The organism is Flavobacterium sp. (assembly GCF_027531705.1).
GTDB lineage: Bacteria > Bacteroidota > Bacteroidia > Flavobacteriales > Flavobacteriaceae > Flavobacterium.
In genome coordinates this window covers 31,103-51,451 of sequence record NZ_JAPZSP010000006.1, presented here as the reverse complement: position 1 = coordinate 51,451, position 20,349 = coordinate 31,103, and the positions used below count along the sequence as shown (strand labels likewise).

At 32.6% G+C, this 20,349-nt stretch carries 16 protein-coding genes; 13 read left to right on the top strand and 3 right to left on the bottom strand.

Annotated features, from left to right (window positions below):
• The first annotated feature begins 334 nt into the window (after window positions 1-334).
• The 5 genes from udk to scpA all read left to right on the top strand — a co-directional run bounded on the left by udk (window position 335) and on the right by scpA (window position 6,669).
• Complete coding sequence (udk, locus tag O9267_RS02875) at window positions 335-943, top strand: uridine kinase (RefSeq protein WP_298175773.1); 609 nt, start codon at window positions 335-337, stop codon at window positions 941-943.
• Window positions 944-963: 20 nt separating this feature from the next.
• Window positions 964-1,308 carry a septum formation initiator family protein gene (locus O9267_RS02870; RefSeq protein ID WP_298175771.1) on the top strand — a complete coding sequence of 115 codons (345 nt, stop codon included), beginning with the start codon at window positions 964-966 and terminating at the stop codon, window positions 1,306-1,308.
• 132 nt (window positions 1,309-1,440) lie between these two features.
• The gene (locus O9267_RS02865) at window positions 1,441-2,835 is read left to right on the top strand and encodes a methylmalonyl-CoA mutase subunit beta (protein WP_298175769.1); all 1,395 of its coding nucleotides are present in this window, start codon (window positions 1,441-1,443) and stop codon (window positions 2,833-2,835) included.
• Window positions 2,836-2,841: 6 nt separating this feature from the next.
• On the top strand, window positions 2,842-4,521 hold the full coding sequence (locus O9267_RS02860; RefSeq protein ID WP_298175767.1) for a T9SS type A sorting domain-containing protein: 1,680 nt from the start codon (window positions 2,842-2,844) through the stop codon (window positions 4,519-4,521).
• A 15-nt stretch (window positions 4,522-4,536) separates the two neighbouring features.
• On the top strand, window positions 4,537-6,669 hold the full coding sequence (scpA, locus tag O9267_RS02855; protein ID WP_298175765.1) for a methylmalonyl-CoA mutase: 2,133 nt from the start codon (window positions 4,537-4,539) through the stop codon (window positions 6,667-6,669).
• A gap of 97 nt (window positions 6,670-6,766) precedes the next feature.
• On the opposite strand, the gene O9267_RS02850 is transcribed toward scpA, so the two are convergent.
• Window positions 6,767-9,907, bottom strand: a complete 3,141-nt coding sequence (locus tag O9267_RS02850) for a DEAD/DEAH box helicase (RefSeq protein WP_298175763.1) — start codon at window positions 9,905-9,907, stop codon at window positions 6,767-6,769.
• Window positions 9,904-10,290 carry a (deoxy)nucleoside triphosphate pyrophosphohydrolase gene (locus O9267_RS02845; RefSeq protein ID WP_298175760.1) on the bottom strand — a complete coding sequence of 129 codons (387 nt, stop codon included), beginning with the start codon at window positions 10,288-10,290 and terminating at the stop codon, window positions 9,904-9,906. The genes O9267_RS02850 and O9267_RS02845 overlap by 4 nt, the downstream gene beginning before the upstream one ends.
• Window positions 10,291-10,372: 82 nt before the next feature.
• Between O9267_RS02845 and O9267_RS02840 the strand changes: the two genes are divergently transcribed.
• The 7 genes from O9267_RS02840 (at window position 10,373) to O9267_RS02810 (ending at window position 18,453) form a co-directional block, all read left to right on the top strand.
• Window positions 10,373-10,627 (top strand): DUF2007 domain-containing protein, encoded by a 255-nt coding sequence (locus O9267_RS02840; RefSeq protein ID WP_366521974.1) that lies wholly within the window; start codon window positions 10,373-10,375, stop codon window positions 10,625-10,627.
• 10 nt (window positions 10,628-10,637) lie between these two features.
• Window positions 10,638-10,991, top strand: coding sequence for a hypothetical protein (locus O9267_RS02835; RefSeq protein ID WP_298175758.1), 354 nt, complete (start codon window positions 10,638-10,640; stop codon window positions 10,989-10,991).
• Between the two features lie 91 nt (window positions 10,992-11,082).
• Complete coding sequence (locus tag O9267_RS02830) at window positions 11,083-12,717, top strand: ABC-F family ATP-binding cassette domain-containing protein (protein ID WP_298175756.1); 1,635 nt, start codon at window positions 11,083-11,085, stop codon at window positions 12,715-12,717.
• A 128-nt stretch (window positions 12,718-12,845) separates the two neighbouring features.
• Window positions 12,846-16,325 carry a T9SS type A sorting domain-containing protein gene (locus tag O9267_RS02825; protein ID WP_298175754.1) on the top strand — a complete coding sequence of 1,160 codons (3,480 nt, stop codon included), beginning with the start codon at window positions 12,846-12,848 and terminating at the stop codon, window positions 16,323-16,325.
• 55 nt (window positions 16,326-16,380) lie between these two features.
• Window positions 16,381-16,800: an antibiotic biosynthesis monooxygenase gene (locus O9267_RS02820; protein ID WP_298175751.1), complete on the top strand. Its 420-nt coding sequence runs from the start codon at window positions 16,381-16,383 to the stop codon at window positions 16,798-16,800.
• 176 nt (window positions 16,801-16,976) lie between these two features.
• A complete protein-coding gene (locus tag O9267_RS02815) occupies window positions 16,977-17,576 on the top strand; it encodes a Crp/Fnr family transcriptional regulator (RefSeq protein WP_298175749.1) in 600 nt (199 codons plus the stop codon).
• Window positions 17,577-17,685: 109 nt separating this feature from the next.
• The gene (locus O9267_RS02810) at window positions 17,686-18,453 is read left to right on the top strand and encodes a hypothetical protein (RefSeq protein ID WP_298175747.1); all 768 of its coding nucleotides are present in this window, start codon (window positions 17,686-17,688) and stop codon (window positions 18,451-18,453) included.
• Between the two features lie 14 nt (window positions 18,454-18,467).
• On the opposite strand, the gene O9267_RS02805 is transcribed toward O9267_RS02810, so the two are convergent.
• On the bottom strand, window positions 18,468-18,803 hold the full coding sequence (locus O9267_RS02805) for a tRNA-binding protein (protein ID WP_298175745.1): 336 nt from the start codon (window positions 18,801-18,803) through the stop codon (window positions 18,468-18,470).
• 117 nt (window positions 18,804-18,920) lie between these two features.
• Between O9267_RS02805 and glgA the strand changes: the two genes are divergently transcribed.
• Window positions 18,921-20,147, top strand: coding sequence for a glycogen synthase (gene glgA / locus O9267_RS02800; protein ID WP_298175743.1), 1,227 nt, complete (start codon window positions 18,921-18,923; stop codon window positions 20,145-20,147).
• Window positions 20,148-20,349 lie beyond the last annotated feature (202 nt).

Sequence of the window (20,349 nt, the reverse complement as noted above, 5' to 3'; positions counted from 1 at the left end):
GTAGCCCGGTTATCGCGCCTGCTTTGGGAGCAGGAGGCCGCAGGTTCGAATCCTGCCACCCCGACCAAATCCTTTTCACTCTGTGGAAGGGATTTTTTTTGTGAAAAATTTAAACCGGTTATTGCGTCCCGATAAAATCGGGAAGGCCGCAGGTTCGAATCCTGCCACCCCGACCAAATCCTTTTCACTCTGTGGAAGGGATTTTTTCTTTTATACACAATTCAATCCAACCACAATTTTAAATCAAAATAAATTTTAATTTTTTCCTCCTAAACCAAAAATTAATTTCGTTTTAATTACTATTTTTGTAGCAACAATCAACTAAATTCAAAATATGCTCATTATCGGAATTGCAGGCGGAACAGGAAGTGGAAAAACAACAGTCGTTCATCAAATTATGAATGAATTACCAGAAACTGAAGTCGGTATCATATCACAAGATTCTTATTACAAACAAAATGTAGGTATGAGCTATGAAGAACGTAGCAACATCAACTTCGACCACCCAAGAGCCATCGATTTTGAACTTTTAGTAAGTCATCTCAAAGATTTAAAAGCAGGCAAAACCATTGACCAACCTGTTTATTCATTCGTAACACACAATCGCACCGAGGATACCATTTCAACGCATCCAAGAAAAGTAATGATTGTCGAAGGAATTCTTATTCTTACCAATCCCGAACTTCGCGAAATGTTTGACGTAAAAGTCTTCGTGCATGCCGATTCTGACGAACGTCTTATTCGTCGTCTAAAACGTGACATTGCCGAGCGTGGTCGCGACATGGAAGAAGTTCTAAATCGTTACCAAACAACGCTTAAACCGATGCACCAACAATTCATTGAACCTACCAAAGCCTTTGCCGATATTATCATTCCTAACGATAAATACAACACGGTTGCTATTGATGTAGTTAGAGCGGTAATTAATCAACGTTTATCCTAATTTTTTTGTACCTTTAACGTATGGAAAATCCAAAAAAAAAGAAATCAGCCCTACTCCAATTTATCAGCAATAAATATGTGTGGGTATTGTTGTTCTTTATCATTTGGATGCTTTTTCTCGACAACTATTCCTATTTCGACCATCGTTTTCTAAACAAACAAATCGATGAACTCGAAACCAACAAAGAATACTATCAAGAAGAAATCAAAAAAGACGAACAAAGCATTATATTACTCAAAAATCCCAATCAAATAGAAAAATACGCTCGCGAAAAATACTATATGAAAAAGGACAGCGAAGATATTTACATAATAGAATTTGAAGAACAAAGAATAAAAGATAGCTTATTAGAAGCACAACAATAGCGTTTCTAACAGGTTCAGTCCTGCTCTCCATTGTATCTTTTTCTTTTTAAAGAAAAAAGAAAAAGGATGCCATTGCGATCAGGGCTATTTTAGACTTTTTCTTTTCTTATACAACCATAAAAAATTAAAAAAGTGTCAAACAACAACCTTTTTTCCGATTTCGACCCTGTTTCTTCCAAACAGTGGAAACAACAAATTCAGTACGAACTTAAAGGTGCCGATTACAACGAAACCCTAGTATGGGAAAGTCCAGAAGGCATCAAAGTAAAACCCTTTTATCACCTCGACGAATTGGATGCCAAGAACAATGTATCAGCACCAACAAACGCTTTTACTATTTTACAAAACATCTTCGTTCACGACGTTAAAAAATCTAACAAAACAGCTTTAGAAACCTTATCTCGTGGCGCAGAAAGCATCCGATTTACAATAGAAAACGAAACCACTTCTATCGAAGAACTAATGCAAAATCTTCCTTTAGAAAAAGTTTCCTATTACTTCTATTTGTCTTTTCTCTCAATCGATTTCGTTACCAAGCTAACTAACTTTGCTTCCCAAAACAAAGCAAATTTCAAAATCCTACTAGACCCAATTGGGCAATTAGCCAAAGACGGAAACTGGTTTGAAAATCTTGATAAGGATTTCGAAAAACTAAATGCAATCGCCAAAAATTCCCATCCTCTGGAGGGGTGGCCGACGGACGGGGTGGCAACATTCCTAAGTTGCAATGCCAATTTATACGATAATGCTGGTGCTAATATGGTACAGCAAGTTGCATACACAATAGCACACATAAACGAATATTTCAACCGAATTCCTTCTATAAACCAACCTATAACAATTGAAGTTTCGGTTGGAACCAACTATTTCTTTGAAATTGCCAAACTACGTGCTTTGAGACTGGTTTTCAACTCACTTGCTAAAGAGTACAACCATAATTTTGATTGTCATATTGTAGCAACACCAACCAAACGTAACAAAACATTATACGATTACAATGTAAATATGCTACGCACCACAACCGAATGCATGTCGGCTATAATTGGTGGTGCCAATGCCGTTGCCAACTTACCTTATGACGCTCTATATCACAAAGACAATGAATTTGGCGACAGAATTTCGAGAAATCAACTATTGGTTCTTAAGCACGAAAGTTATTTTGACAAAGTAAACAATCCTGCTGATGGCGCATATTACATCGAAACCATCACACAACAATTGGCCGAAAAAGCACTCGATTTATTCAAAGATATTGAACGAAATGGCGGTTTCATTACCCAACTTATCGAAGGAACTATTCAAAGAAAAATTAGTGAAAGCGCTGCCAAACAACAAGAGTTATTCGATTCTGGAAAAGAAGTTTTACTTGGAACCAACAAATATCCAAACAAAAACGACCGAATGAAAGACGAATTGGAGTTATACCCATTTGTAAAACAAAATCCAAGAAAAACGTTAATCACACCCATAATCGAAAAACGCTTAGCCGAAAAACTGGAACAAGAAAGATTAACAACTGAAAAATAAAATAACATGAAAAAAGTAATATTTAGTTTCCTTTTTATAATTTCTCAATTAATATTTGCTCAAGCTCCAAACTGGGAATGGGCAAGAAAATCAGTAGGAAATAGTTTTGATGATAGTATAAAAACTACATGCGACAATGATGGAAATGTAATTTCATCTGGATTTTTTGTGTCACCAACAATAACTTTTGGTAGTTTTACATTATCAAATGACGATTACAGAGATGGTTTTATTACCAAGTATAATTCAACTGGAGATGTATTATGGGCAAAAAAAATTGGAGGTATTAGAGAACAAATAGTATATAGTGTTTGTTGTGATTCTCAAAATAATATATATGCTTCTGGCAACTTTAGTTCTCCAACGTTAACAATTGAAAACTTAACTGTTTCAAATTCAGATTTTACAAATACTACACCTCAAAATGATGCTTTTATTGCAAAATTTGACTCAAACGGAAATATTATATGGCTAAAAAGTGGAGGCGGATATGGATCAGATTATGGGAAATCTATTAGTATAGATAATCAAGATAACGTTTTTTTAGGTGGTGTTTTTTCATCTGAATCCTTTTTTTTTGATGGACTTTTAACCAATAATACTGGTTCAATAAATAATTCTTATCATCATGATGTTTTTTTAATCAAAATAAATCCAAATGGAGATTCAACTTGGATTAAAAGATTTGGAGGAATCAATTATGATAATTTGACATGTTTAGCTACTGATAATATTGGTAATATATATGTTGCAGGTTATTTTATGTCTCAATCTTTCAATGCTGGAATTATATTAACAAATACAAGTAGTAGTTTTGATTTTTTTATAATTAAATTAAATCCCCTTGGGCAATTAATATGGGCAAAAAAATCAATTGGAACTAATAATGAAGTATTAAGTGATATAAAAATAGATAATTTAAATAATATATACGTAACAGGAGATTTTAACTCCCCAATTATGACGCTAGGCAATATAAGTATAAATAAATCAATATCTACAAATGATAATAGTAGTTTTAATAACAATATCTTTTTGGCAAAATATGATGTAAACGGACAAATCCAATGGGTAAAATCAGCTGGAGGTGTTACAGCTTTTGATGGTGCGTCTGGGCTAGATATTGATAATTCAAATAATATATATATTGTAGGCCGAATGTACTCTGATACAGTTATGTTTGATTCACTTCCTCAATTAAATAATAATGGTAATGCAGATATTTTTGTAACAAAATATAATCCAAATGGGGATGCAATTTGGGCAAAAAATACTGGGAGTTCAAGTTATGATAGAGCTGATAGTGTTTCAATTTTTGAAAATAGTTTATATGTAAATGGAGTTGTATCAGCCCTTGCAACTGTAAATTTTGATGGCACAATATTTAATCAATCTTCAAATCAAAGTGGAGTTTTTCTAGCAAAATTAAATTTACAAAACTTAAATTCAAATAGTTTTTTTGAAAAAAAGTATTCAATTTCTCCTAATCCAGTAAAAAATATTGTAACCATTAAATCAAATGGTACTCCTAATTCGAGTTATTCGCTAACTGACATGAATGGACGCAAATTATTGAGTGGAAAATTATCTTTAGAATCCACAGATATTGATATATCTCATCTTCAAAAGGGAATTTACATTATAACATATGACCAAAAAGAGTCATTAAAACTAATAAAAGAATAACATTTTCTTACTATCATGAAAAGAAAAGATATCCAAAATATTACTTTGACAAATTCCAAAAGTCAAAATACAAATTCCAAAAGTGAGGAACCAACTTTCCACACTGCCGAAAACATTGAGCTAAAACCAACTTATTCCAAAGAAGACATCGAAAACTTGGAACATCTTGGTTTTGGAGCTGGTTTTGCACCCAACCTTCGCGGACCTTATGCCACTATGTACGTTCGAAGACCTTGGACTATCAGACAATACGCTGGTTTTTCAACTGCTGAAGAAAGTAATGCTTTTTACAGACGAAATCTTGCGGCCGGACAAAAAGGACTTTCTGTAGCCTTTGACCTTGCAACCCATCGCGGTTACGATTCAGACCACGAACGTGTCTTTGGCGATGTCGGAAAAGCAGGTGTTGCCATCGACTCGGTGGAAGATATGAAAGTGCTTTTTGACCAAATTCCATTAGGCGAAATGTCGGTTTCTATGACTATGAACGGTGCTGTTTTGCCTATCATGGCTTTTTACATCGTGGCTGCCGAAGAACAAGGCGTTTCATCCAATTTACTTTCAGGAACAATTCAAAATGATATTCTTAAGGAATTCATGGTGCGTAATACCTATATTTATCCGCCAACGCCTTCTATGAAAATCATTGCTGATATTTTTGAATATACTAGCAAAAACATGCCTAAATTCAACTCTATTTCTATTTCGGGTTACCACATGCAAGAAGCTGGTGCTACGGCCGATATCGAACTAGCGTACACATTAGCCGACGGTCTAGAATACATCCGAACTGGATTGGCTGCTGGCATGAAAATAGACGAGTTCGCTCCTCGCCTTTCGTTCTTTTGGGCTATTGGAATGAACCATTTTATGGAAATTGCCAAAATGCGCGCTGGTAGAATGTTATGGGCAAAACTCCTAAAACAATTCAATCCGCAAGACGAAAAATCATTGGCATTGCGCACACATTGCCAAACATCGGGGTGGAGTTTAACCGAGCAAGATCCTTTCAACAACGTGGCGAGAACGGCTATCGAAGCTGCTGCTGCTGCTTTTGGTGGAACTCAATCGTTACATACCAATGCGCTAGACGAAGCGATTGCGTTACCAACTGATTTCTCAGCACGAATTGCTCGTAACACGCAAATCTTTTTGCAAGAAGAAACCAAAATTTGCAAAACCGTTGACCCTTGGGCGGGAAGCTATTATGTAGAAAGCCTAACCAACGAAATTGCACAAAACGCTTGGAAACTAATTGAAGAAGTCGAAGAATTGGGCGGTATGACCAAAGCCATCGAGTCGGGTATTCCTAAATTGCGTATTGAAGAAGCTTCGGCACGCAAACAAGCACGTATAGATAGCAACCAAGATATTATTGTGGGTATCAACAAATACCGTTTGGAAAAAGAAGATCCATTGCATATTTTAGATGTCGATAACCAAATGGTTCGCAAGCAACAAATAGAACGTTTGGAACACATAAAAGCCACTCGCGACAACGACAAAGTAAAAGCAAGTTTGGCAAAATTAACCGATTGTGCACAAAACCAAAACGATAATTTACTAGCTTTGGCAGTAGAAGCCGCACGCAACAGAGCCACACTAGGTGAGATTAGCGATGCACTCGAAGCGGTTTTTGGAAGATACAAAGCACAAATCAAAACTTTTAGTGGTGTGTATAGCAAAGAAATAAAAAACGACGCAAGCTTTGAAAAAGCAAAACAATTGGCCGATGCTTTCGCCAAAAAAGAAGGCCGTCGCCCACGTATTATGATTGCCAAAATGGGACAAGATGGTCACGACCGTGGTGCCAAAGTAGTAGCTACAGGTTATGCCGATGTAGGTTTTGATGTGGACATAGGACCGCTATTCCAAACGCCTGCCGAAGCGGCTAAACAAGCCGTAGAAAACGACGTGCATATTTTGGGCGTTTCCTCACTAGCAGCCGGACACAAAACATTGGTACCACAAGTTATTGAAGAACTCAAAAAATACGGACGCGAAGACATTATGGTCATTGTAGGTGGCGTTATACCCGCACAAGACTACCAATATCTTTTTGATGCCGGAGCCGTAGCCGTTTTTGGTCCTGGTACTAAAATTAGCGATGCTGCTATAAGTATTTTGGAAGTTCTTTTGGAAGAGTAGCCGCAACTTTGTCATTCTGAACTTGTTTCAGAATCTAAAAATTAGTACTTAAAACACCGACAGAAATGTTGGTGTTTTTTTTATGGAAATATAAAAATTATCCGATTGACATTTTCGCTGAATCTTTCCAAAGATAATTTGGCATTGGTTCATTAAGTTCCCATTTAATATTCATTGGTTTTTCGCCTTCGTTTTCAACAAATCTGGCCTCACCTATAAAAACATAACCCATCGTGTTACCTTTTTCATCATTAGCTTTTTCTCTTACAAATAACAAAATCTTTTTATCATTTTCTTGATGTTTAATATAAGACAAACCTCTACCAATATCTGGTCTTGATGAATTTTGACTTTGCCAATGAAATAAAGTTTCACTTATTGCATAATCATCATACATAGTGGTTGGAGAAAAGTTTTCTTCTGATTTAATTAAATTGATAAAAAGTAATTCTGTATTCAAATCAAGATTTTCAGCAACACCTTCTCTACTTGGCGATTTTCTTTCGAATGTACTTAATCTAAAAGCTGCTAAAATTTGATCTCTAGTGTATCTTGCATGCACTTTTAATGGTTGATTGTAAGGTAATTGAATATCTACTTCTTTAAAGTATACTCTATCAATTAAAATTTCAACAACTTGGATAATTTCATTAACAAGAATTTTATTTTTCCCAATTTGTTTTATGCTTTTCTCCAATGAATTAAAACCTCCCGCACTTTGCCATACATCATAATGCAACATTAATAGCATAGTTTTTTCATTTTCATTAAAATCGTTCAATTGAATATTAAAATCAGATTTTGCAATTTTTAAAATGAAATTGAAATAACTTGTAGAATTTGTGGACAACCACTTTTTACCAATGGCTGAATAAATTTGCTTTTCATTAATTGGTTCAAAATCATCAATAACTCCTGCTTTTTGACATAATCTTGACCAACTATCTTTTTTATAAATTGTTTCAACTGATAAGTTATTTAAACTAATAAAATTCTCTAAAGTTAATGGCAATGTTGTTTGATGTTGAAAATTTCTAATCTTTGCTATCAGTTGATTTATATTTAAAGATGTTGCTTTTTTAATATTTTCAAGAATAGTTTCTTTTGCTTTCTTTTCTAAAATAATTGAACATCCCAAAGGTAAATGAGGAAAATCATCTTCAATTTCTTTTTGAACTGATGTTGTTGTTTTTCCTATTAATGCTCTAAATTTACTTTCAAAATCGTATTCAGGTCTTGAGTTTCCCACAAAATCTAAAACTGTCAAACAATCTTTTCCTTCTGCTAAACGCAATCCACGACCTAATTGTTGAAGAAAAACTGTTAAACTTTCTGTTGGTCTTAAAAACAAAACTGTATCTATTTCTGGAATATCGACACCTTCATTAAAAATATCAACTACAAACAAATAATTGAATTCTTTTTTCTTGAATTGCGATCTAATTTTTTCTCTTTCCGTTGAATTTTTACTTGTCAAACATTCGGCTTTTAAACCTGCTAAATTGAATTTTTCTGTCATGAAAATAGCATGGTCAACTGTAACACAAAATCCTATTGCTCTTACATCGTTTATGTCGTTTGTGTACTTCTCTAGATTTGAAATTATTTGACCAACACGCACATCATTTTTTGTATATAAACTTGTCAATTCACTTGCGACATACTTTCCTTTTTCCCATTTAACATTTGTTAAATCTATACTATCTGTAATTCCAAAATATTGGAACGGACTTAATAATTTCTTATTTAAAGCTTCAGGAAGTCTAATTTCAGCAGCAATACGATTACAGAAATCTTCTAAAATATCTTCTCCATCCATTCTTTCAGGAGTTGCTGTTAATCCCAAAAGAACTTTAGGTTTAAAGTAGCTTATTATAGGTCTATATGTTGATGCCGAGATATGATGAACTTCATCAACAATTATAAAATCGTAATATTCTGGTGAAAGTTTAATTTCTTTTAGTCGATTATTTAGAGTTTGGACCGAAGCAAAAACATATTCATTTGAATTTGGTTCCAATCCGTCAACCCATAAATCACCAAAATTATTGTCTTTTAAAATTCCTTGAAAAGTTGCTTTTGCTTGTTGTAAAATTTCTTTTCTATGAGCGACAAAAAGTAACTTTGATGACTCATTATTATTTCTGAAATTTTTATAATCAAAAGCAGAAATAACTGTTTTTCCAGTTCCTGTTGCGGCAACTAAAAGATTTCTATATCTATTATGAACTGATCTTTCAACTTCTAATTTTTCAAGGATTTCACTCTGATAATGAAAAGGTTTTAAATCAAAATAAGATGTTGTAAAAGTGTATTCTTTAGAAAATTTTCCTTGTTTTAAAGCTTCAACTAACTTTACAGAATGAATATTTTTATCATATAATTCAAACTCAGAATTTTGCCAATAAGCTTCGAAAGTTTTCTTGAATTTATCTATAATGTGGCCAACTTCTTTGGTTGTTATTTTTAGATTCCATTCTAATCCATCTGTTAATGCAGAACGAGAAAAATTTGAAGAACCAATATATCCTGTGTGAAAACCTGTTTTTCTTTGAAACAAATAAGCTTTTGCATGTAACCTTTCATTTCCTGTATTATAAGAAACTTTAACTTCTGTGTTTTTTAATGAAGATAAAAATTCAACTGCTTTTGCATCTGTTGCGCCAATATATGTGGTTGTAATTACTCTTAGTTTTCCGCCTCGCTCCGTAAATTCTATTAACTCACGTTCAAGAATTCTAATTCCTTTCCATTTAATAAAAGAAACTAACAAATCGATTTCATCTGATGATAAAATTTCTTTTCTTAACTCACTTTCTAAAGTTGTTCCTGAATTTCCGCCAGTAAAAAGTTCGCTATGAATTAATCTTGTATAAGGTGTAATTTCTTTTAAGTGTAAATCTAAATCTGTAAAATGACAGTCAACTTTAGTGAAAACTGCTTTCAAAATTTTACCTTCAGTTTCTATTAAATCATCTTCAAACTCTTCTTTTTTCAATTCTTCTTTTAAAAAAAGAATAATTTTATTGGCAATCGCAATTTGAGTTTCAATAATATCTTCGCCTTTAATTAAGTTAAAAGCTTGTTTTATGGTTCTACCAATATGTTGAGATAATAATTGAGCTGCTTCCGCTTTATCAATTGAGGTTTTCTTTACTTGAAAAGTATTCTTATCTAATTCGTTTAATTTATAGTTAATTAGTTTCGTGACTAATTCTTCATATAATCCTTGGTTCATAGTTCAAGTTTTAAAAATTCTTCTACTATTGGCAAATCTGCTTCTGCCCAATCTAAATTTAATAATTCTGATATATCAAGTAGTTTATAATCCTTATGTTCGGTCAAAATGATTTCTCCGGATACATATTTTGAGATAAATGGAATCAAATTGATTTTAAAAGGTCCATAATCGTAAATGCTATTCGATAACCTTTTTAAAACTTCAATTTCAATATTTAACTCTTCTTTGATTTCTCTTTTTATACAATCAATTTCGCTTTCATTTTCTTCTAACTTTCCACCTGGAAATTCCCATTTCAATGGTAATTTCATTTTTTCACTTCGCTGAGTAACCAAAATTTGATTATCAAAAAAGATAATTGCACATGTAACATTAATCATGTTTAAATTTTTTATAAACTTAATTATAATTTTTCTAATTTTATACAAACAGTTATCATGACTTTTTTTGAAAAAATCCAATATGGATATCCAACAATCTCCCTATCTTTACCAAAAAAACATGGGCTTAATAAAACTATTTTCGGGAGATGAAATTTTGGCACTTTCGTTACAAGAAAAAATCGAGGCAATTGGCATTACTACTGTTATAAGAAATAACAACCAAGCCAATGTATTACCAAGCATCAACAACCAAAAACCAGTAGAGCTTTTTATACAAGAAGTCGATTACGGCAAAGCAAGTCCTGTTATTGAAGAATTTAGGTTGAGTTTGTAATATTGGTATTATGAAAGCAATTCGATTACTAAATGATGTTTTAGGAAACTCCTATTTTGAACTGGGCACTTTACCAGAATACCATAAAATTGAGGTAAATTATTTCAATATTCAAACCAAAATAGAACCTTGGCAACAAGAACAACATACAGCACCAAGAGAGCAATTTGTAGTAACGCTAAAAGGTAAATTAGAGTTTACAACTTCAGAAGGAAACAGTTTTATCATTGAACCAGGAATTATTCTCATTGCAAAAGATATTGAGGGCGAAGGCCATTCATGGAAACTTATTGAAGGTGATAAATGGGAACGTATTTATATTGTTCCCACTCAAAATGATTTGGATTATTTTGTGGCAGACTAAATTAATTAAAAAATCTATATTTGCACCTTTTTAAAATCGTTTGGAATCTAAACTTCTAAACTTCTAAACTCTTAAACTTCTATACTCAAAAATGATTACAGTAAACGATATTGCCGTTGAATTTGGTGGCACAACCCTTTTTAGCGAAGTAACTTTCGCTATAAATGAAACTGATAAAATTGCCCTAATGGGTAAAAATGGTGCTGGAAAATCTACTTTATTAAAAATTGTAGCCGGTGCAAATAAGCCTACTCGTGGTAATATTTCAGCTCCAAGTGATGCCGTAATTGCCTATTTACCTCAACATTTATTGACAGAAGACAATTGCACGGTTTTAGAAGAAACTTCAAAAGCCTTTGCTACAGTCTTGAATATGAAGAAGGAAATGGACGAAATCAACGAACAATTGACTATTCGTACCGATTATGATAGCGATGCTTACATGAAATTGATTGAGCGTGTTTCAGAATTAAGCGAGAAATACTATTCAATTGAAGAAGTGAATTATGAAGCTGAAGTTGAAAAAATATTAAAAGGTTTAGGATTTGAAAGAGAAGATTTCAATAGACCAACCAAAGAATTTTCGGGTGGCTGGAGAATGCGTATAGAATTGGCCAAAATTCTATTGACAAAACCCGATTTGATTTTGCTAGATGAGCCAACAAACCATTTAGATATGGATAGTATTCAGTGGTTAGAAGAGTTTTTGATTAGCCAAGCCAAAGCAGTAATGGTAATTTCCCACGATAGAGCGTTTGTTGACAATATTACCAATAGAACTATCGAAGTTACAATGGGACGAATTTATGACTACAAAGCCAAATATTCACATTATTTAGAACTACGAAAAGACAGGAGAGTTCATCAGCAAAAAGCGTATGATGAACAACAAAAATTTATAGCCGATAATCAAGCATTTATTGACAGATTTAGAGGAACTTTTTCAAAAACTGATGCAGTTCAATCAAGAGTGCGAATGTTAGAAAAAATTGTACCTATAGAAGTTGATGAAGTTGATAATTCTGCCTTAAAATTGAAATTTCCACCATCGGTTCGTTCGGGACAATATCCAGTTGTGGTTAAAGATTTGTGCAAAAGTTATGGCGATAATGTAATTTTTAAAGATGCCAATATTGTTATCGAAAGAGGACAAAAAGTTGCTTTTGTTGGTAAAAATGGAGAAGGAAAATCTACCATGATAAAAGCCATCATGAAAGAAATTGAAATCAATGGCGGAAGTGTGGAAATTGGTCACAATGCTCAAATTGGTTATTTTGCTCAAAATCAAGCTGCTTTATTAGACGAAAATGCTACTATTTTTGATACTATAGATAGAATTGCCGTTGGTGATATTCGTACGCAAATCAAGAATATTTTAGGAGCTTTTATGTTTCAAGGTGATGATATTCAAAAGAAAGTAAAAGTATTATCAGGTGGTGAAAAAACGCGTTTGGCAATGATTAAATTATTGCTTGAACCTGTCAATTTACTAATTCTAGATGAGCCGTCTAACCATTTAGATATGAAAACCAAAGACATCATAAAGGATGCATTGCGCGATTTTGATGGAACGTTAATACTAGTTTCACACGATAGAGATTTCCTCGACGGACTAGCAACAAAAGTTTTTGAATTTGGAAACAAACGCGTAAAAGAACACTTTGAAGATTTACAAGGTTTCTTAGCACACAAAAAAATGGATTCGCTCAAAGAAATTGAGAAATAAGTTTATTCCAAATAAAATCATCATAACCCTACTCTATTACAATTAGTATAGGGTTATTTTTTTTGGAAATATTCAACGGATTTTAATTATATTTGAAATCTATAAAACAACATTAAACTATTTTTTTGATGAAAAAACTACTACTTTTCGCAATTACTGCATTGTTTTTTAATTTTACAAATGCACAAAATGTTGGCGACACCATCAAAGTCAAAGCTTTTACTTATAACAGTTTGTCGCGAGATACTTTGATTCCTTTTCCAAGTAATCCGAGTTTAACTTTTGAAAAAATTATTCTTAAATACAGTATGCGATGCAAAGATGGATTAGTTTCTACTGCTGCCGACAGAAATTTAGGTTGTGGAGAATGGGATTATTCATGTAATACGTATGTTGCCGATTCTTCAAAAGTAGAAAAAGTACCAAGTATTCAAAAAGATTATGTAGTTTCTAATTTCACTGGAACTTCTTATCCATACACAACACAACAAACCTATAATCATTATGATTTTACTCAAAAAAATGTTGTAGTAAATTCAAGTAATTCGGTTACTCTTCACGATGTTGGAACTAATGCACTATCAATTTCAAATCTTTTAAAAACAAATCTAAAAACGGGTAGAAGTCAAGTTTTACTAACAGCTGCAGAACTTTCAGCCGCTGGATTAACCGCTGGAAATATAAACGCTATAACTCTTAATGTTACAAATAGTGGTGGATTGGCAAAGTTTTTCAGAGTTCAAATGAAAAATTCTTCGTTGACAACCTTACAAGCTAAAAATGCCGATTTTACAGGATTAACCGAAGTTTTTTTTAGAGATTATTCGTTTGCAAATGGTGCTAATGTGATTCAATTTTACACACCATTTAATTGGAATGGAACTAGTAGTATTTTGTTAGATATTTCATTTTCAAATGCTATTAATGGAACAACTATTGAATTTCAAGGTTATAATAATAGTGATTTGCGAACTATAACAGCTAGTAACACTTATTCTGCTGATTTATCTTATTCAGGTTTAGTCGAATTAAACAATCAATTTTTAAATTCAATCAACAATGAAATTTCAGTTTCTTTTTGGGCTAAAGGCGACGCTGATTTAATGCCGTCTCGAAACAGTATTTTGTATGGTTCATCAGATAATGATATCAACAAAAGACAATTAAATCTTCATTTACCTTGGGAAGGCAATATTTATTTTGATTGTGGAAATGTTTCTAATTCATTTGATAGAATTCAAAAAACACATACTTTTAACGAAATCGCTGGTGTTTGGAACCATTGGACATTTACAAAAAATGCCTCAACAGGAAACATGAATATTTACCTAAACGGAGCATTATGGCATAGTGGAACAGGAAAAACTAAAGTAATTAGTATTATGAATTTAATTCTTGGTAAAATTCCAGTTGAATCTAATAGCGATTACAAAGGAAAAATTAAAGAGTTAACTATCTGGAATGCTGAATTAGCTGCACAAACTATCATCGATTGGAAAAATAAAACAATTGATGCGACACATCCAAATTATGCAAGTTTAGTAGCTTACTACAAATTTGACGAAGGAAATGGTCAAGTAATTACTGATTCAAAAAATAATATCACTTCAACAGGTGAAAATTTGAAATGGGATTATGAAAGAGGCAATCAACTAACAACCACTTTCACAGAATCTAATGCGGTTCCGAAAATCACTTTTCATAAAGGAACATACGATTTGACTGTTACTGATGTTGTTGAAAGATATTCAAATCCGAAAATTGCCAGAACAGTTCGTAACTATTCAATCACATCAAACGAAGGTCTTTCACCAATGCAAAATGATAGTGTAAATTTACTTTCAACAAGCGATTATTTTGATGCAACTCCTGAAAATGTTTACAGTGGTGATACAGGAACAGTTTTAACAACACTTCCAGTGACTGCAGAAGGTACAATCGCTGTTACTGATTTAACTTATTTTAAAAGATTTCCATTTTACAACGAATTGGTTTCATTTGTAACACCTTACGGAATAGGATTAGACCTAGGAATGAATGGTAAATCTTGGTATTTTGACATGTCCGATTATGAAAAAATTCTTCGTGGAAACAAAAGAGTTTTACTATCGTTAGGTGGTGAAAGACAAGAGGAAATGGATCTAGAATTCTTATTCATTGTTGGAACACCGCCAAGAAACATTGTACAATACGAACAACTTTGGCAAGGAACAAACAGAACGGGTGATTTACCTATAAACGGAATTATCAACGGAACAGCAATTGCTCCAAATAATTTCCCTTTTAGTGCAGATGCGACTTCATTCAAATTAAAATCTTCAATTACTGGTCATGGTGCTCATGGTGAATTTTCACAAAATGGTGGAGCTGTTTCTCACAGAATTAGAATTAACAATGTACAAAAATTTACGTGGGGAATTACACAACAATGTGCAGAAAATCCAATATATCCGCAAGGTGGAACTTGGGTTTATAACCGTCAAGGTTGGTGTCCTGGGCAACGCTCACTATTAAAAGAACAAGATTTAACACCGCACGTTACACCAGGAACAACAATGGAAGTAAAATATACAACTTCAAATCCGAGTGTTTCTGCTGGAGATTATCGTTATCATGTGTCACACCAAATTATTGGTTATGGCGCACCCAACTTTGCAACAGATGCTGCTATTGTTACTGTTAAACAACCAAATAACACCAATGCAGAGTTCTCGAGAGTGAATCCAATGTGTGAAAAACCAAAAATTACCGTTAGAAATAATGGAAGTAATGCTATAACTTCTATAAGTTTTGATTATTGGTTAAACAATGCTTCAGAACATCAAACGTTTACTTGGACAGGAACTTTGGCTTCAATGGCAGATGTAGATGTGGTTTTACCGCTTAATGAATTATGGTCAACTGCAATACAAGCTACTGGAAATAAATTTCATGCCAAAATTATGTTGGTAAATGAAAGTCCAGACCAATATGCTAACAACAACATGATGACGTCTCCACTTACGCTTCCTGATGTTGTGCCGACAACTTTTAAAATTAGCTTGAAAACTAATAATAGTCCAAGTCAAAATAATTACACTTTATATGACGCTGAAGGAACAGTAGTTGACACCAAAACTTTCCCAACAGCAAACACTATTTATACTTACACTTACCAAGCACCACAAATTGCAAATGGTTGCTACAGATTACGTGTAAACGATACTGGAAAAGATGGTTTACAATGGTGGGCAAATACAGCACAAGGAACCGGATATGTAAAATTATTAGATGCAAATGATGTTGTACTAAAAACATTCAATCCTGATTTTGGTGGTGGTTTTGACTATAGCTTCTCAGTTGATACTCTATTGGCAAATGAAATTTTTGAAGCTTCAGAAGAATTGAAAATTTATCCAAATCCAACAAAAGGTTCATTTAGCATTGAAGGAACTAATTTGGTTAATTCTAAAATAAAAATCTATGATATTTTAGGAAACTTAATCCAACAAGTTGATGCAGAAAACAATCTGATGGAATTTAACAAAACCAACCTAAGTACAGGTGTTTACCTTATAAATATTGAGAAAAATAATAAGACTACTGTTAGGAAGTTGGTTATAAATTAAGTTTAGTAATGATAGTAACACGTTTGACTCAGTTTCAAGAATTAAAATTTTATAAATGAAAAAAATATTTTTTATAGCGACTCTATTCAACTTACTTTTAGTAACAATTAATTCAAATGCTCAAGCCGTTTCTGCTAAAACAAAAGACATGATGATTCGTATATCAGAAATTGAAATTGATTCAAACTATCTTGATGAATATAATTCTATTCTTAAAGAAGAATCTAGAGCATCAGTTCTATTAGAAGCTGGTGTTATAGCAATATATCCATTGTATCAAATTGAAAACCCAACACAAATCCGTATTTTAGAAATTTATGCAAATCGAGAAGCTTACGAAGCGCACCTTAAAACACCTCATTTTCAGGAATATAAAACTAGTACTTTAAAAATGGTAAAGTCGTTGAAACTAATCGACATGAAAAGCATTGACTCGGAAACGATGAAGGAAATATTTAGAAAAAAAGATAAATAAAAATTAGTTTAACGCAATTATATTAACATACATTTCTGCAAAAGGTCAACTTTCTCAACTTTTATATCAAACAATAGCTTGTTTCATTTAAACAAACTAAAATGGAACATAATGTAGTTCGGATTACAAGTATACATAGTCATTACGTACAAAAAAAAATTCTGTACTTTTGTTTTATGGATAAAGACGAATTAGTACAAAAACAAATTGAACAACTTCTCAACTATTTTCAAAATATAGTTCGACTAAATAAAGCTGAAAAACAAATGGTCTTGGACTTTTTCAAACCAAGATTGTTTAGAAAAAGACATTATATTTTGCAAGAAGGTGATATTTGTAAACAATTCAATTTTGTGGTTGAAGGATGCTTACGACTTTATAAAATAGACGAAAAAGGTAATAAACATATTTTACAGTTTGCTACAGAAAATAACTGGATTTTAGATATCGGAAGCTTTCATACAAAAAAAGAATCTGAGTTAAATATTGATGCTTTAGAAGATACATTGGTGCTACAAATAAGTTATGAAAACCTTATTCAACTATATACCAATGCACCAAAATTTAATCTTATTTTTAGAGTTCTTATTGAAAATGCTCACATTTCATTACAAAAAAGACTTTTGCAAAATATTAGTTCAAATGCACAAGAACGCTATAAAGAGTTTCTAAAACAATATTCTCAATTGTCAAATAGATTACCCAATACTCAAATTGCTGCATATTTAGGCATAACACCTGAATTTTTAAGTCAAATTAGAGCTAAAGCAAATTAAATTGCTAACATTTGCTTAAACTAGTTTAAGAATTTTTATTAAACTAATTTATTGCTAAGTGACACATTATAATTGGACATTTACAAAATATAAATTAAAATTATAAGCAATGAAAAATTCATTCATAAGGTTTCTATTAATTACATCAACATTAATTTTTGGTGTTTCTATTAATGCACAAAACTGGAAAACAATAAAATTAAAAAAACAAACATTTGAATTACATAATGTTACTGGTGAAGTTGTGAAATTTCAAGGAAAAAAAGTATTAAAAATTGAAAGAGATTTAAAAGCACTACCATTTGACGAAAACAATTTAGAAAATACTGTTGACGACCGTCATTATGCTCGACTTGCTGACTTAGATGATTTTGAAAACGGAACAATAGAAATAAAAATGTATAGCCAAATTCAAAATCCATCGCCTTATGCTCCAGCGGCAGGATTTATTGGTCTTTATTATAGAATTAAAGAAGATGATTCTGAGTTCGAATCAATATACTTACGCCCAAAAGTTGGAAGAATTGATAACCAAATGGCAAGAAATCACGCGGTACAGTATTTTTCATATCCAGATTTCAAATTTCAGACTTTGAGAGATAAATTTCCAGCAGGTTCGTATGAAGGTTCTGCTCCAGTAATGCTAAATGAATGGATTACAATGCGTTTAGAAATAAATGGCGAAACTGCCGAAATGTTCATCAACGATATGAAATACTCTTCGTTTATTGTAAATAAAATGTTAGGCAAAAACAAAAAAGGATATGTTGGATTATATGTAGATATTGCTACAACTGGTTATTTCAAAGATTTAAAAGTTACAAAAAAAACTCTAAAAGTGAAATCGGAGAAAAGTGAAAAAGTTGAAGGTATTTAATTATTTAATCAAAATCACCCAATTCTCAACCCATTCTCTACTTTCAAATCTGATGATAACAACACAATATCATTATCCTTTACAGAACCTAAAACCAAACATTCGCTCATAAAATTTCCAATTTGTTTTTTTGGAAAATTGACAACGGCGATAATTTGTTTACCAACTAAATCTTCTCTCGAATAACGCTTTGTTAGTTGAGCAGAAGATTTTTTTATTCCAATTTCGTTACCAAAATCAATTCGTAATTGATAAGCTGGTTTTCTTGCTTCGGGAAAATCGTTTGCTTCTAGAATTGTGCCTACTCGCATTTCTACTTTTTCAAAATCATTCCAAGTAATTGTTTCCATAAATAAGGTGTTGATTTACAAAAATACAATTTGTATAGTTTTTATATAATTTAAAAAGTAATTTGATACAAATAATTTCATAACTTTATGATTCACAAATTATGATTTTATCAAAAAATGAAAATAGCGCTTTTTTCAAATGAATTTCCGCCCAATATATACGGTGGTGCTGGTGTACATATCGATTTTTTAAGTCACGAATTAGCTAAATTGGCTCAAGTAGAAGTACGCTGTTTCGGAAATCAGTTGGAAGAAAACGATAAAATGAACGTTATCGGAATACAATCATCGTTAACCAAAATGGAAGATGATACTAATCCGCACATAAAAATGTTTCATAATTTGAGTAAAAATGTGGAAATGTCGCAACATACTTTACAAGCCGATATTATTCATTGTCATACTTGGTACACGCATTTGGCGGGTATTTTCTCTCGCGAATTGTTACAAGTTCCATTAATTTTGACAACGCACAGTTTAGAAACACATCGCCCTTGGAAAGTAGAACAATTGGGCAATGGCTATTTTCTTTCTCGCTGGATAGAAAATCATGCCTATAACACAGCCGATGGCATAATTGCCGTTAGCGAACAAATGAAAACTGATGTTGTTGAGGCTTATGGAATCAATCCTAAAAAAGTTACGGTTATTCACAACGGAATTGATCCTGAGTTTTACCAACCAACTTTTGACACTAATCTTCTTTTAGAATATGGTATAAATCCTGAAATTCCATTTGTGCTTTTTGTGGGAAGAATTACGCGTCAAAAAGGAATTTCGCAATTGATTTCGGCAGCCAAATACTTTGATGAAAATTGCCAAATTGTACTTTGCGCTGGTGCGCCAGACACTCCCGAAATTGCCAAAGAAACGGAAGAATTAATTTCTGATTTGAAAGCAACTCGAAACGGTGTCATCCTAATTTCTGAAATGCTTTCGAGAGAAAAAATAAAAGTTTTGTATAGTCATGCACGCGTTTTTGCTTGTCCGTCATTATACGAACCATTTGGGATTATAAATCTTGAAGCTATGTCGTGCGAAACGCCAGTTGTTGGAAGTGCCGTTGGTGGTATTCCTGAAATTATTGTAGAAGGCGAAACTGGCTATTTAATTGAACTTGAAAGTGTTTCAAGAACCGATTTCAATCCGAAAAATCCAGTTGAATTTCAAAAGAATTTTGCTTCAAAAGTGAATCAATTATTGGCAGATGAAAAGTTAGCAACGGCAATGGGAAAAGCAGGAAGAAAAAGAGTTTTAGAAAAATTTAGTTGGGAATCAATAGCCAAAACAACTTATAATTATTACGAAGAAGTGATTGTTAAGTTTGAGAAAGAAAAAGCGTGAGGAAGATGGTAGTTGGAAGATGGGAGTTGGAAGATGGAAGATGGAAGAAGTTAGAAAAAACAAAGTTTAAATAAAAGACAGACGTTGCACCCCGACTTGAACGGAGCTCTTTTTATCTTTTCTTTTTTTAGAAAAGATAAAAAAGCGGGAGTGGAAGGCGGAAAAGGTGCCCAAAAAATAAAAATAACATAGAGGATACGAT

Coding starts and splice junctions, on each gene's coding strand:
- udk (WP_298175773.1), top strand. CDS start 335: ATGCTCATTATCGGAATTGCAGGCGGAACAGGAAGTGGAAAAACAACA.
- O9267_RS02870 (WP_298175771.1), top strand. CDS start 964: ATGGAAAATCCAAAAAAAAAGAAATCAGCCCTACTCCAATTTATCAGC.
- O9267_RS02860 (WP_298175767.1), top strand. CDS start 2,842: ATGAAAAAAGTAATATTTAGTTTCCTTTTTATAATTTCTCAATTAATA.
- scpA (WP_298175765.1), top strand. CDS start 4,537: ATGAAAAGAAAAGATATCCAAAATATTACTTTGACAAATTCCAAAAGT.
- O9267_RS02850 (WP_298175763.1), bottom strand. CDS start 9,907: ATGAACCAAGGATTATATGAAGAATTAGTCACGAAACTAATTAACTAT.
- O9267_RS02845 (WP_298175760.1), bottom strand. CDS start 10,290: ATGATTAATGTTACATGTGCAATTATCTTTTTTGATAATCAAATTTTG.
- O9267_RS02840 (WP_366521974.1), top strand. CDS start 10,373: ATGGATATCCAACAATCTCCCTATCTTTACCAAAAAAACATGGGCTTA.
- O9267_RS02835 (WP_298175758.1), top strand. CDS start 10,638: ATGAAAGCAATTCGATTACTAAATGATGTTTTAGGAAACTCCTATTTT.
- O9267_RS02830 (WP_298175756.1), top strand. CDS start 11,083: ATGATTACAGTAAACGATATTGCCGTTGAATTTGGTGGCACAACCCTT.
- O9267_RS02825 (WP_298175754.1), top strand. CDS start 12,846: ATGAAAAAACTACTACTTTTCGCAATTACTGCATTGTTTTTTAATTTT.
- O9267_RS02820 (WP_298175751.1), top strand. CDS start 16,381: ATGAAAAAAATATTTTTTATAGCGACTCTATTCAACTTACTTTTAGTA.
- O9267_RS02815 (WP_298175749.1), top strand. CDS start 16,977: ATGGATAAAGACGAATTAGTACAAAAACAAATTGAACAACTTCTCAAC.
- O9267_RS02810 (WP_298175747.1), top strand. CDS start 17,686: ATGAAAAATTCATTCATAAGGTTTCTATTAATTACATCAACATTAATT.
- O9267_RS02805 (WP_298175745.1), bottom strand. CDS start 18,803: ATGGAAACAATTACTTGGAATGATTTTGAAAAAGTAGAAATGCGAGTA.
- glgA (WP_298175743.1), top strand. CDS start 18,921: ATGAAAATAGCGCTTTTTTCAAATGAATTTCCGCCCAATATATACGGT.